At 69.3% G+C, this 14449-nt stretch carries 1 protein-coding gene (running past one end of the window); it reads right to left on the bottom strand.

Features of this window, described 5'->3' with window-relative positions; all coding sequences use genetic code 11:
• Positions 1 to 14449, bottom strand: partial view of a non-ribosomal peptide synthetase gene (locus OVA31_RS04360; protein WP_267629874.1) — the final stretch only. The gene runs 34553 nt beyond the window's last position; the window shows 14449 of its 49002 coding nt (coding positions 34554-49002); the start codon falls outside the window, past its right edge; the stop codon is at positions 1 to 3.

Genomic DNA, 14449 nt, shown 5'->3' on the forward strand with positions numbered 1-14449 from the left:
TCATCGGTCCCCCAGGCGTTCCGCGAGCCAGGGCCCGATGATCTCGAGCGATGTGGCATCGGCGAGTCCCAGGTGATGTGCGTCGACATCGATGTTCGCGATGGTCCCGGTGACATATCGGCGCCACGACGCGCGAACCGCGGCGGGATCGGTCTTGTCGGCGGTCGCGGTGACCACCGCGAGCGGCCCGTCGAAGACGTCCGGATGATGGGTCGTCACGATGGTCTCGGCGGTCTCGAAGCTGTCCATCACCCACTCGACCTGCTCGGCGCGGAGCAGGCCCATGGCGGCGATCTGCTCGCGGACCACCGCGGCGACCTCCGCGGGCGTCCGCGCGTGGACGTCGTCGCCGAGATCGAACAGATCCCGCCATCCGCCGAGCATGTCGCCGACGACGTCGCCGCCCGCAGGGTCGGTCGGGTCGACCGGTGCACCGTCAGGTGACGGACTCTCCGGGGCGGGATCGGCGGGCGCGGCGGCATCCATGATGCCGAGGAACGCCACCTCGGCGCCGTCCGCCTGCAACATCGTCGCCATGGCATGGGCGACGTGGCCACCGAGCGACCAGCCGAGCAGGTGGTACGGACCGTCCGGCGACACCCGCCGCATCTCCTCGACGTACCGCGCGGCGAGTTCGTCGACGGTGGCCGCGCTCGGCTCCCCGGACACCACATGCGGGTCCTGCAGACCGTAGATCGGCCGATCGTGCAGATGAGGGGCGAGCCCGCCGTAGAACCACGCCAGCCCGCCGGCGGGGTGCACGCAGAACAGCGGTGCGCGGCTACCGCCACGGCGCAGCGGCAACACGATCTCGCCCATCGCGCCGCCATCGGCGTCACCCGTGATACGGCCGGCCACACCGCGCACCGTGGGATCGCTGAACAGCCACGAGAGTTCGACGTGCGGGGCGTGTTCGCGCAGTCGTGACACCACCCGGGTGGCAGACAGTGAGTTCCCGCCCAGATCGAAGAATCCGTCAGTGGCGCCAACCTGGTCGACATCGAGGACGTCCGCGAACACGGCGGCCACAAGGCGCTCCGTGTCCGTCGCGGGCTCGACGTAGACGGTCGGTTCCGTCGCCGGTTGCGGCAGAGCCTGCTTGTCGAGCTTGCCGACCGGAGTCATCGGCAGGGCGTCGAGGACGGTGAACGACGCTGGGATCATATGCCGCGGAAGATGATCCGCGAGATGGTCGCGTAGCTGCTCGACGTCGAGGTCTGCGTCGCCGACGACGTAGGCCGTCAGTGCGGTGACCGGTTGTCCGACACCGAGGACCACGGCCCGCCGGACATCGGGATGCCCACCGAGGACGGTCTCGATCTCACCGAGTTCGATCCGCAATCCGCGCAGCTTCACCTGGTCGTCGCTGCGGCCACCGAACTCGATCGTGTACCGGCCGTCGCGGTCGAGGACCCAGCGGACGATGTCACCGGTGCGATACATCAGTTCGCCGGGTTGGCCGTACGGAGTAGCCACGAAACTCGCCGACGTCTGCGCAGCCCGCGCGAGATAGCCTCGGGCCAGCGCCTTCCCGATGACGTAGAGCTCGCCGGACGTTCCCACGGGCACCGGGCGCAGGCGTTGGTCCAGCACCACCAGCCGCACACCGCGGAACGGACTACCGACGTAGACCGGCTCGCCTGCCGACATCGGCGGCGTGTAGGTGACGGCGATCGTCGCCTCGGTCGGTCCGTACGCGTTGTACAGGTCGACATGCGGGGCCCAGTCGTCGACGACGGTCTGCGGTACCGCTTCGCCACCGGTGGTCAGCGACTTCATGTGCGGCAGGCCGTCCGCCCGCACCGTCGCGGCGACACTGGTCGGCAACATCGCGTGGGTGATCTGCTGCTCGGCGAGATACCGGTGCAGATCATCGCCGCCCACCGTATCGGCCGGTCGATAGACCAGGGCGCCCCCACCGAACATGGTGACGATCAACTCGAAGATCGAGACGTCGAAACTCGGCGACACGTATCCGAGCGTGCGCGAACCCGGCTCGTACGGAATCGATTCGATGGACCCCATGGTGAAGTCGTAGAGGCCTCGGTGGGTCACCGCGACGCCCTTGGGCCGTCCGGTGGATCCCGACGTGTAGATCACGTACGCCAGGTTGTCCACACGCGGAACCCCGCGAAGTTCGACAGGCGACAGCGGGCCCGTCGACATCGCACCGTGGGGAATCCTGCCGGTCCGATCATCGCTGCCGTTGGTCTCACTGCCGTGGATCTCGTTGCCCACCAGAGTCAGCCAGCGCGGACCGGTGTCGGTGAGGTCGGTGATCCCCGGCACGGTCACGCCCAGCTCGGCGCCGCAGTCGTCGATCATGGCCACGACGCGATCGCGTGGGTAGTCGGGGTCGATCGGCACGAACGCACCACCAGCCCGGGTGACCGCCCAGATCGCGGTCATCAGCTCGACTGAGCGTGGGATCGCCAGGGCCACACGCGAATCCGGTCCGACACCGGCCGCGATCAGGACCCGCGACAACTTGTTCGCTCGTTCATCCAGCTCGGCATAGGTCAGCGTGTTGCCCGACGAATCGGCGACCGCCTCGCGGTCGGGCCACGCCCGTGCCGCCCGGTCGAACATCTCGCCGAGGAGCACCTGGCCGTCGGACGCCGGCCCCGACACCGGCACCAGCTGCGCGCGCTCGGTGTCGTCGAGCAGATCCGCGTCGCCGACGGCGAGTTCCGGCGACCCGGTCATCGCGTCCAGCAGCGCGACCAGGCGGCGTGCCAGTGCGGCAACCGTCGACTCGTCGAAGAGGTCGGTGGCGAAGACGATCGATCCGGTCCAGGGCAGACCGTCGGCCGCGGCCGACACGGCGACCGTGAGATCCACCTTCGCCGAGACCCCGGGGGCGGCGAGCGGGGTGATCTGCATGCCGTCGATGTCGCCTCCGGCCAGGGCCGCAGGCGCGAAATCCGCGACCACGGACTGGTCGAAGGTGAGCGACACCTGCGTCAGCGGCGCGAAGGCCTCCGATCGCACCGGGTTGAGGCGCTCGACCACCGCTTCGAACGGAACGTCCACGTGCTCGAAGGCGTTCACGTCGGCGCGCCGCACCTCGTCGACCAACTCCCCGAACGACATCGACGGATCGACCGGCGTGCGCAGCACCAGGGTGTTGACGAACATGCCGACCAGATCGTCGAGCACGCGCTGTCCGCGTCCGGCCGTCGGTGTGCCGATGGCGATGTCGCCGGAGGACGACAACCGCGCCAGGAGCACGGCCAGCGCACTCTGCACCACCATGAACGGGGTCGCCGCGTGGGCCTGCGCGAGCGCGGCGACCCTGCCGGCGACCGTGGCCGGGATCTCGAAGTGCGTCAGCGCTCCCCGATGGGTGGCCACCGGCGGCCGTGGACGATCGGTCGGCAGTTCGAGGACATCGGGCAGGCCCGCGAGCTCGTGACCCCAGAAATCGAGTTGCCTGCCGATGACCGACTGCGGGTCGTCAGGTGAGCCGAGTTCACGCTGCTGCCAGAGTGCGTAGTCGGCGAACTGCACGGCGAGGTCCGGCCGGTCCGGTGACGCGCCACGACGGCGGGCGTCGTAGGCGGTCATGAAGTCGGCGACCAGCGGGGCGATCGATTCGCCGTCGGCCGCGATGTGGTGCACCACCAGGGCGAACACGTGTTCATCTGTCGCGGCACGCCAGAGACGCACGCGGACGGGCGATTCCGTCGTGACGTCGAATCCGGTGGACAGCGCGGCCTCGAGGTCGGCGCGATCGTCGACGACTGCCCAGTCGAGTCGTGCGCCCACGTCGTCGGCGTCGTGGACCAACTGGCGCGGTATGCCGTCGGTCTCGGGGTACGTCGTCCGCAAGATCTCGTGGCGCGCCACCACGTCGGCCGCCGCCGACTGCAGGGCCGCGACGTCGAGAGCGCCCTTCAGGTGGAGGACTATCGGAATGTTGTAGGTCGCCGCGGCCGGGTCGAACCGGTTGATGAACCACATCCGTTGCTGCGCGAGGGACAGTGGCACCTCCGCCGGGCGCGGCGTCACCGCCACGATCGACGACGCCTGCTGACCCGAACCGGGCGCCACCCGTGCGACCAGTTCCCGCACCGATGGCGCGTCGAACAGCATCCGCACCGGGATCTCGGCATCGAGCGCCTCGGCGACCCGCGCCGCCACCCGGGTGGCCGACAGGGAGTTGCCGCCCACGTCGAAGAAGCTGTCGGTGACGCTGATCCGCTCCGCGCCGAGGACATCGGCGAACACCTGCGCCACGGTCTGTTCGAGCGGTCCGGACGGTGCGACGAACTCGCCTGCTCCGGCGAAGTCCGGTTCCGGCAGTGCGCGGCGATCGAGTTTGCCTGCGGTGTTCATCGGGATGTCGTCGAGCAGGGTCCAGATCGACGGACGCATGTACTCGGGCAGCGCCTGCGCGACATCACGTTTGACGACGTCGAGGTCGATCCCGTCGCCTGCCAGATAGGCCACGAGATGTTCACCCCCGCCCGGCGCGGTCGCCACGGTCGCGGCCGCGTGGACCACACCGGGCGAGCCGGCCAGGACCGACTCGATCTCGCCGAGCTCGATCCGCTGCCCGCGGAGCTTGACCTGGAAATCGGTGCGGCCCAGGTACTCGAGGTGGCCGTCGTTATCGACCCGCACGAGATCACCGGTGCGGTAGAGGCGCTCGCCGGGTTCGCCGAACGGATCGGCGACGAACCGCTCAGCGGTGAGATCCGGACGTGCGGCATACCCGCGCGCGAGTTGGACACCACCGACGTACAGTTCCCCCGCCACGCCTGCCGGTACCGGCCGTAGCCGGCCGTCGAGCACGTGGGTCGTCGAATTCCACACCGGCACACCGATCGGGGTCGTCGAGTCGTCCTCGTCGATCGTCTCGACACGCTGATAGGTGACCTCGACGGCAGCCTCGGTCGGGCCGTACAGGTTGAACAGGTCCGCGCCGGGTATCTGCGCACGCGTCTGAGCGGCCACCGCAGGCGGCAGCGCCTCACCGGTGGTCGACAGGATCCGGACGCTGTCGAGGGCGGCGAGCCGGTCGGGGCCGGCGAGTTCGAGGAACACCGACAACATCGACGGCACGAAATGGACCATGGTGGCCCGGTGCTCGACGATCTGGTCGGCGACATACACCGGGTCCAGGTGTCCGTCGGCCTTCAGGACCAGCGTCTGGGCTCCGATCATCAACGGCGCGAACAGTTCCGGTACCGAGCAGTCGAAGGTGTACGGCGTCTTGAACACGACGGTGTCGGCGGCGCCGATCGGCAGCTGATGCAGACCCCACCACAACCGGTTCAGGACCGCGTCGTGCGGAAGTGTCACGCCCTTCGGCCGGCCTGTGGAGCCGGACGTGAAGATGGTGTAGACGGCGTGCTCGGGTCGCGGCGGCGCGAGCCGGTCGGCGTCGGTGACCGGTGTGGTGTCGCCTGCGAGGCCGGTCCGTGCATCGACGGTGACGATCTCGACGCCGATCTCGGTCAGTGCGGGCGGCGTCGAACCGGGCGCGACGAGCACCGATGCGACCCCAGCGGTCTCCACCATGTAGCCGATGCGATCGGCGGGCGCGGAGGTGTCGATCGGGACGTACTGGCCGCCCGCGGTCACGACGGCATGAACGGCGACGACCATCTCGACCGAGCGCGGCATGCAGATCCCGACCGCGACGTCGGGACCGACCCCGCGCGAGATCAGTTCGCGGGCCAGCACATTGACCCGGCCGGCGAACTCGGCATAGCTGACCGAACGGTCGGCGAACCGCAGCGCGGTGGCCCACGGGGTGCGCTGCGCCTGCCGCGCGACCACATCGCCGATGAACTCGTCGCCGACGAGCACATCGGCTCCCTGTGCACGCTCGGCATCCTCGAGCAGTTCCGACCGATCGAGGATCTCCGCGTCGCCGACCTGTCGCCGTGGATCTGCGGTCAGCGTGTCGAGGAGACGGACGAACCGGTCGGCGACGGCCTGCACCGTCACGCGGTCGAACAGATCGGCCGCATAGACGATGTCACCGCGCCAGCCGCCGTCGGCGCCGTTGGTGGCGACCCCGACCGACAGATCGAGCCGGGCAGGCGGAACGCCCGGATCGGCGACCGGTGTCACCCGCAGGCCGGGTCCGTCGTCGACCGGGTGCTCGAACGCGGCGAGCGACTCCCCCGCACGCACCAGGCTCTGATCGTAGGAGAGCATCACCTGCGCCAGCGGCGCGAACGCTTCCGAGCGAACCGGATCGAGCTTCTCCACGAGATACTCGAACGGTACGTCGGCGTTCGCGAGGGCGTCGAGGTCGGTGCGGCGGACGAGGTCGAGAACCTCTCCGAAGGTCGCCGAGCCCTCGACGTCGGTGCGCAGCACCAGGGTGTTGACGAACATCCCGACGAGGTCGTCGAGAGAGGCCTGCCCCCGGCCGGCGGTCGGTGTGGCGATCGCGATGTCCGAGGTCGCCGACAGTCGGGCCAGCAGCACGGCGAGCGCGCCGTGCAGGACCATGAACTCGGTGACCCCGTGGTCGCGGGCCAGCGACTCGATGCGCTCGACGATGTGTCGCGGAATCGAATACTCGACGAGTCCACCACGCATCGACGCGACCTGCGGACGCGGACGGTCGGTCGGGAGTTCGAGCACATCCGGGAGCCCGGCGAGCTGATCTGTCCAGTATCCGAGTTGCCCACCCAACACCGACGACGGGTCGTCGGCGACGCCGAGCACCCGCTCCTGCCAGAGCGCGACATCGGCGAATTGCACGGTGAGCGGCACGAATTCGGGCCCGCGACCGGCGGCCCGTGCCTGGTAGGCGAGCACCAGGTCGCGCACGAGCGGGCCCATCGACTCACCGTCGGCGGAGATGTGGTGGGCGACCAACAGCAGGGTGTGGTCGGCGGGACCGGTGTCGAGCAGACGCGCTCGGATCGGGAGGTCGACGGTCACGTCGAACCCGACGGCCGCGGCGGCGAACAACTCTCGTTCGGTGTACGCGCTCTCCCAGTCGAGTCGGTCCGCGGCATCGGCGGGTGCCAGGATCTGCTGGACCGGGTCGCCTGCGACCTGCGGGTACACGGTCCTCAACACCTCGTGACGCGTCATCACGTCGACGAGTGCCACACGCAACGCGTCGCCGTCGAGCGGCCCCTCCAGGCGCATCGCCACCGGGATGTTGTAAGCCGGTGACCCACTGTCGAACTGGTTGATGAACCACATCCGCTGTTGCGCGTTGGACAGGCGGATGCGATCCGGACGCGGTCCGGCGGTGAGCGGTTCGATGGCCCAGGTCCCCGAGGTCAGCCGTCCGGCAAGGGCGCGCACCGTCGGCGCCTCGAACAGGTCGCGGACCGCGAGGTCCACACCGCACGCCTGCGCCACCCGGGCGACGACCCGGGTCGCCGACAGTGAGTTGCCGCCGAGCGCGAAGAAGTCGTCGGTCGCGCCGATCTCGTCGACGCCGAGGACCTCCGCGAACACCTGGGCGACGACTCGTTCGTCGTCGCCGTCGGGCGCCTGGAACACGGTGGTCTCGAGCACTGGTTCCGGAAGCGCTGCCTTGTCCAGTTTGCCCACCGGCGTCAGCGGCAGCGCATCGAGGAAGGTGAACGACGACGGCACCATGAAAGTCGGCAGCCGTTCGCCCAGAACAGTTCTCAGATCGTCGACGTCGACCGGCCGGTCGGTGACCAGGTAGGCGGCGAGCGCGGTGGCGACCGAGCCCCCGACGGCGAGGACGACCGCCGACTCGACGCCGGCGCAGGTCGTGAGGACCGACTCGATCTCACCGAGTTCGATACGCAGGCCGCGGAGTTTGACCTGGTCGTCGCTGCGGCCCGAGTATTCGACGACGAGGGCATCGGCGTCGTCGCGACGCCAGCGGACGATGTCACCGGTTCGGTACATCCGTTCACCGTCGCGGCTGAACGGGTCGGCGACGAACCGTTCCGCGGTGAGACCCGGCCGGTCGAGGTAACCGCGCGACAGCGCGAGCCCGGTGGCATACAGTTCGCCGGTCACTCCGACTGGGACGGGACGGAGACGGTCGTCGAGGATCATCAGACCGATGCCTGCGAGCGGTCCGCCCAGCCGGACCGGGGCGCCTGCCGCCATCGGTGCCGACAAGGTGAGACCGATGGTGGTCTCGGTCGGTCCGTAGAGGTTGTGGACGGCGACGTGCGGCGACCAGGTGTCCACGAGCGACTGCGGGACGGCCTCGCCACCGGCCATCAGGGCCGACAGATCCGGCAGCTCTTCGGGATGCAGGGTCGCCAGCACCGTGGGGGTCAGGAACGTGTGGGTGATCCGGTGCTCACGCATGAAGGCCTGCAGCACCTCACCTCCGACCGCGTCGCCCGGCCGGTAGACCACTGTTCCGCCCACCACGGTGGCGAGCAGGTATTCGAGCACGGACGCATCGAAACTCGGTGACGCGAAGCCGAGAACGCGGGGCGGCCTGCCGTCGTCGGTGACACCGAGTCGGGTCATCTCCTCGGCCGCGAAGTTCGCCAGCCCCGAGTGGGTCACCGAGACGCCCTTCGGACGTCCGGTGGAGCCCGAGGTGTAGATGACGTAGGCCACGTTGTCGGGGCGGGTCGCGTTGCGGTGCTCGGTCGGCAGGGGCGACGCGTCGAGCCCGTTGACCTGCGCGGCCACCTCGTCGCCGTCCAGCTGCAGCCAATCGAATCCCTCGTCGGGCAGCGGTCCGGTGCTCGACACCGTGAGACCGAGTTCCGCACGCGAATCCGCCACCATGGACGCGACACGCGCGGACGGGTAGTCGGGGTCGATGGGCACATAGCCGGCACCGGTCTTGGCGACCGCCCAGATCGCGGTGAGCAGATCCGCCGACCGGCCGATCGCCAGGGCGACCAGCGATTCGACGCCGATCCCCTGCCCGATCAGCCACCGCGCCAAACGGTTCGATCGTTCGTCGAGCTCGGCGTATGTGCGTCCCACACCCTGGGCATCGTGGACCGCCACGCGATCCGGCCACCTGCGGACCGCTCCGGAGAACAGATCGGCGAGGACCACGGGTTCGGTTCCCGGGCCGCCCGACACCGGTGTGAGATCGGCGGATTCACCGCCGTCGAGAAGTGGTGCATCACCGATGGCGCGACGCGGCTCGGCGGTGACGGCGGTGAGCATCCGAACCAGCCGGTCGGCCATCGATCGCGCGGTGCCGGCGTCGAACAGGTCGGTCGCGTAGATCATCGAGCCGCGCCACGGCCGGCCGGGGCCATCGGTGGCGAATCCGACGGTCAGGTCGACCTTCGCCGATTCGGCACCCGGGTCGATCGGTTCGATCGTCAGGCCGTCGGCGGTGACGGTGGCCATCGACTCGTCGGTCGTCCGGTCGGGTGGTGTCGCATCGACCGTCAGCAGGACCTGCGTGAGCGGCGCGAACGCTTCAGACCGCACCGGATTCAGGTGGTCGACGAGCTGTTCGAACGGAATGTCGGCGTGAGCGAAGGCATCGAGGTCGGTGGCGCGGACAGCGGCGACGAGGTCGGCGAACGGCATCCCCGGCTCCGCTGCCGCCCGCAGCACGAGGGTGTTGACGAACATGCCGACGAGATCGTCGAGTGCCGCCTCGCCGCGACCGGCGATGGGGGTTCCGATCGCGATGTCGGTGGTCGACGACAGGCGGGCCAGCAATGCCGTGAGACCCGCGTGCAGCACCATGAACTCGGTCGCCCCGTGCTGCCGTGCGATGTCACGCACCCGGTCGGCGACGTCCGCCGGGATCTCGAAGTCGACTGTCGCACCGCGCATCGACGCCACGGCCGGGCGCGGACGGTCGGTCGGCAGATCCAGCACGTCCGGGAGACCGGCGAGTCGGGTGGCCCAGTGGTCGAGTTGTCCGCGCACCGGCGACGACGGATCCTCGGGGTCACCGAGGACCCGGTGTTGCCAGAGCGCGAAGTCGGCGAACTGCACGGGCAGGGCAGGCAGCTGAGGTCGGTCACCGCGTGCCCGGGCGGTGTAAGCGGCGATCAGATCCCGAGCGAGCACCGGACCCGACTCGCCGTCGGCCGCGATGTGGTGGACGACGAGGACGACGAGATGGTCGGTGTCGGCGAGCGTGGCGACTCGTCCGCGAATCGGGAGTTCGGTGCTGACGTCGAATCCCTGCGCGACCACCGACAGGGCGTTCTCGGTGGTGTCGGTCACCGTCCAATCCAGTTGCGAGACAGCCGTCTCCACATCGATCACCCGCTGGTACGGCCGACCGGCCTCGGCCGGGAAGACCGTCCGCAGGACCTCATGGCGGGTCACCACGTCGTCGACCGCGGCCCGCAGCGCAGCGCGGTCCAGGCTTCCCGTCAACCTCATGGCGACCGGGATGTTGTAGGTGGGCGACGAGGTGTCGAACTGGTTGATGAACCACATCCGCTGCTGCGCAAACGACAGCGGCGGCCGCTCCGGGCATGCTCCGGCGACCAGCGGTGGCCTCGCCCGGCCGCTTCCGGGCACCAGCGCGGCCGCGAGTTCCCGCACCGTCGGCGCGTCGAACAGGCTGCGCACGGCGACGGCGGAATCGAGCGCGTCACCGATTCGCGCCGCCACCCGGGTCGCGGACAGCGAATTGCCACCCAGATCGAAGAAGCTGTCGGTCACCGACACCCGTGCCATACCGAGCACCTCGGCGAAGACATCGGCGATCGCGTGTTCGGCATCGGTGGCGGCCGGGACGAACTCACCCTCGGTGAAGACCGGTTCCGGTAGCGCGCGCCGGTCGAGCTTTCCGGCCGTGTTGAGCGGGATCTCGTCGAGCACCATCCACACGGTTGGCCGCATGTACTCCGGCAGCGCACCGGACACGGCGTGCCTGACCTCGTCGAGGTCGAGATCGTGACCCGGGACGGCCGCGACGTACGCGACCAGATGTTCCGCGCCACCCGGGGCGGCCGACACGGTGGCGGCGGCATGGACGACGCCCGGTGCCGCGGCGATCGCCGCCTCGATCTCGCCGAGTTCGATGCGCTGGCCGCGCAGTTTCACCTGGAAGTCGGTGCGCCCCAGGTAGACGATCGCGCCGGCACCGTCGACACACACCAGATCGCCGGTGCGGTAGAGGCGGCCGCCGGGCGCGCCGAAGGGATCGGCGATGAACCGCTCGGCGGTCAGGTCGCTGCGCGAGGCGTAACCACGCGCGAGCTGCACACCACCGAGGTAGAGCTCGCCGGGGATGCCCGGGGGCACCGGTCGCAGCCGCGAGTCCAGCACGTGGGCCGTCGAGTTCCAGAACGGCAGACCGATGGGCACCGACGTGGCGGACTCGTCGACGGTGTCCACCCGCTGATAGGTGATCTCGACCGCAGCCTCGGTGGGTCCGTAGAGGTTGTAGAACGCGGCGCCGGGCATCATGGCGCGGGCCTCGGCGGCGACCGCAGGCGGCAGCGCCTCACCGGTGGTGGAGAGGTACTTCACCGACGTCAGACGCGACAGGCGTTCGGGCCCGGCCACATCGACGAACACCGAGAGCATCGACGGCACGAAGTGCACCATGGTCGCCCGGTGTTCGGCGATCAGGTCGGCGAGATAGATCGGGTCGGCGTGTCCGCCTGGCCGGGCGACCAACACCTGCGCGCCTGCGACGAGCGGCGCGAAGAGTTCGGGCACCGAGCAGTCGAAGGTGTACGGGGTCTTCTGCACCACGACGTCGTCTGCGGTGAGCGGGAACCGGTCCAGACCCCACCACAGCCGGTTGAGCACCGCCGCGTGGGTCAGGGTGACGCCCTTCGGCTTGCCGGTCGAACCCGAGGTGAAGATGGTGTAGACCGCATTGTCACCGGTGATCGCGGCAGGCCGGTCGGCGTCGGTCACCGGTGCCACGATGTCATCGACCGGTGACGACGAATCGACGACGACGATCGGTGTCCCGGTGGTGCCTGCGGCGCTGCGCACCTCGCCCGCCACCGCATCGTCCGGACCGCTGAGGAGGACGGCGACGTCCGCGGTCGTGAGCATGTACTCGGCACGATCGGCGGGGGTGTCGACGTCGATCGGCACGTATTGCCCACCGGCCGCGACGATCGCATGGACGGCGACCATCATCTCCACCGAACGCGGGATGCTCACGGCCACCGCGACATCGGGCCCCACACCGAGGGCGAGCAGCTCACGTGCCAACACCGACACCCGGGCGCCGAACTCCCGGTAGTCGACGACACGATCCTCGAACACCAGCGCCGTGTGGTCGGGGGTTGCCGCGATCTGGGCGGCGATGAGCGCATCGACGGTCTGGGGTCGAACGGCGACCTCGTCTCCGGCGGCACGCACCAGGGCCGCGGCGCGCGCCGGTGCGCTCAGCAGATCGATGTCACCGATCACGGTTTCCGGGCCCTCGACGACGTGACTCAGGATCGCCACGACGGCCGCTGCGAAGCCTGCGATCTCGTCGGCGGTGAACGCGCTGGGCAGGTACTTGAGGTTCAACCCCAGATCGTCGCCGGTCGGCGTGCTGAACAGGTTCAGCGGGTAATGCGTTGCATCGGTGAAGTCGATGCCTGCGATGCGCAGCCCGGCCGCCCGGCTGCCATCGGCGACGGCGTCACCGTCGACCGGATACGACTCGAAGATGGTGAGGGTGTCGAAGCCGACCTCGCCAACCTCCGCGGCGATCTGCGGCAGTCCCAGATGCTGGTGGTCGAGCAGTCGGGTCTTGCTCTCCTGCAGGGCGCGAACCGCGTCGGTGATCGTCGTCTGCGGCTCGACGGACACCGCCACCGGCAGGGTGTTGATGAACAGGCCGATCATCGACTCGACGCCGTCGATCTCGGGGGGCCTGCCGGACACCGTCTCACCGAAGGTCACGGTCTCCTGGCCCGTCATCCGGGACAGCAGGACACCCCACGCGAACTGGACGACCGTCGACAACGTCACGTTGGAGGTGCGAGCGAACTCCTCCAACCGGCGGGTGGTGTCGGGGCCGACGAACACCGCGTGCTCGGCGGGCATCTCCTCGACGGTGGCGGCGGCGCCCGTCGAGACGAGGGTCGGACCGTCCACGATGGACAGTTCGTCACGCCACGCATCGACTGCGGCGGTGCGGTCCTGCCGGTACAACCAGTCCAGGAAGTCGGCGTAGTCGGTTGTCGACGAGCGGCTTTCGTCGTCGTCGATGACGTAGCCCTCGATAAGGTCGGCCAGGACGAGCGGTCCGGACCACCCGTCGAACAGCAAGTGGTGGTTGGTGACGATGAGCGCGGCACGTGGCCCGGACTCGCCCGGGAGAGTCGCCAGTACGAACCGGATCAGCGGAGGTGAGGCGAGGTCGAAGCGCTCGACACGCTCGGCGATCGCGATATCGTCGAGAAGCACATCGGCCGCAGCCACCGTCTTGCCACTCAGATCAACGGTACGCCAAGGAAGTTCGACGGACTCCGGCACCACCACGGCGAGCGCACCGCTCGACGGTTGCACAAAGCCGGACCGCAGCACCCGATGCCGTTGCAGGAGACGCGCAGCGGCGCGCCGCAGGCGGTCGGCGTCCTGATCGCCGTCCAGCCGGATGACGGACTGGGTGACATAGACGTCGACGGAGGCGTCGGTTCCGTCGTGCCGGGCCGCCTCGACGTACAGCCCTTGCTGAAGTGGCGACATCGGCCAGATGTCGGCGGCTCGATACCGCGCGGCGAGGTCGTCGAGGTCGTGCTGGGTCAGATCGGCGCCCGGTACGTCGGAGGGCGTGAGTCCCATGTCGCCGACCCTGTCGACCTCGTCGACGAGCACTGCGAGAGCTTCCTGGAATCCACCGGCGATCTCGGCGACCTCAGAGCCGGTCAATACGTCGGCGGGATAACCGAAGTCGGCGACGATCTGGCGTCCGCGTGCACCGCCACCCACGTGGACGTGCACGTTGAGCGCGGCGAGGGCCCGCATGTCGCCGGTGATCGTACCGGGCAGCGCGGGCGCGTCCGTCGCGAACGTGAATCCGGCAGCGTCGGCATCCGGGCTCGACTCGACACGACCTGTGCCTGCGACGCCCATGAAGTTGTAGAGGACTGGCGGCAACGGACGATTGCGGAGTTCGCTTCCGGCGGCGTAGCGCAGCGGTGCGAAACCGATGCCCTTGTCCGGGGTGTCGGCGAGGAGTTCCTTGACCGCCCGCACCGTGTCCGTCGGCACTCCATCGTCCGCCGACGGCGTCACCGTCACCGGAGTGAAGGCGGTGAACCAGCCGACGGTGCGCGACAGGTCGGCCCCGGGTTGAATCTGCTCCTCGCGCCCATGCCCTTCCAGGAGGATGGACACGCCCCTGTCGGCGTCGCCCGAGTCGGGCTGCGCCCGCTGCCAGCGCTCGATCGCATTGATGAGCGCGGCGACGAGGATCTCGTCGGTGCCGGTGTGGAAGGCCGCGGCCACCCGGGTCAGCACGGCTTCGGAGACCGTTGCGTCGACAGTCGACGTGATGGTGGTGACGGTGCGTTCGCGGTGACGGGCGCGATCCAGTCGCCGCCCGAGAACGGTGTCACGCTCCGGC

The sequence above is a fragment of the Gordonia sp. SL306 genome (assembly GCF_026625785.1).
In the GTDB taxonomy this organism is placed as follows: domain Bacteria; phylum Actinomycetota; class Actinomycetes; order Mycobacteriales; family Mycobacteriaceae; genus Gordonia.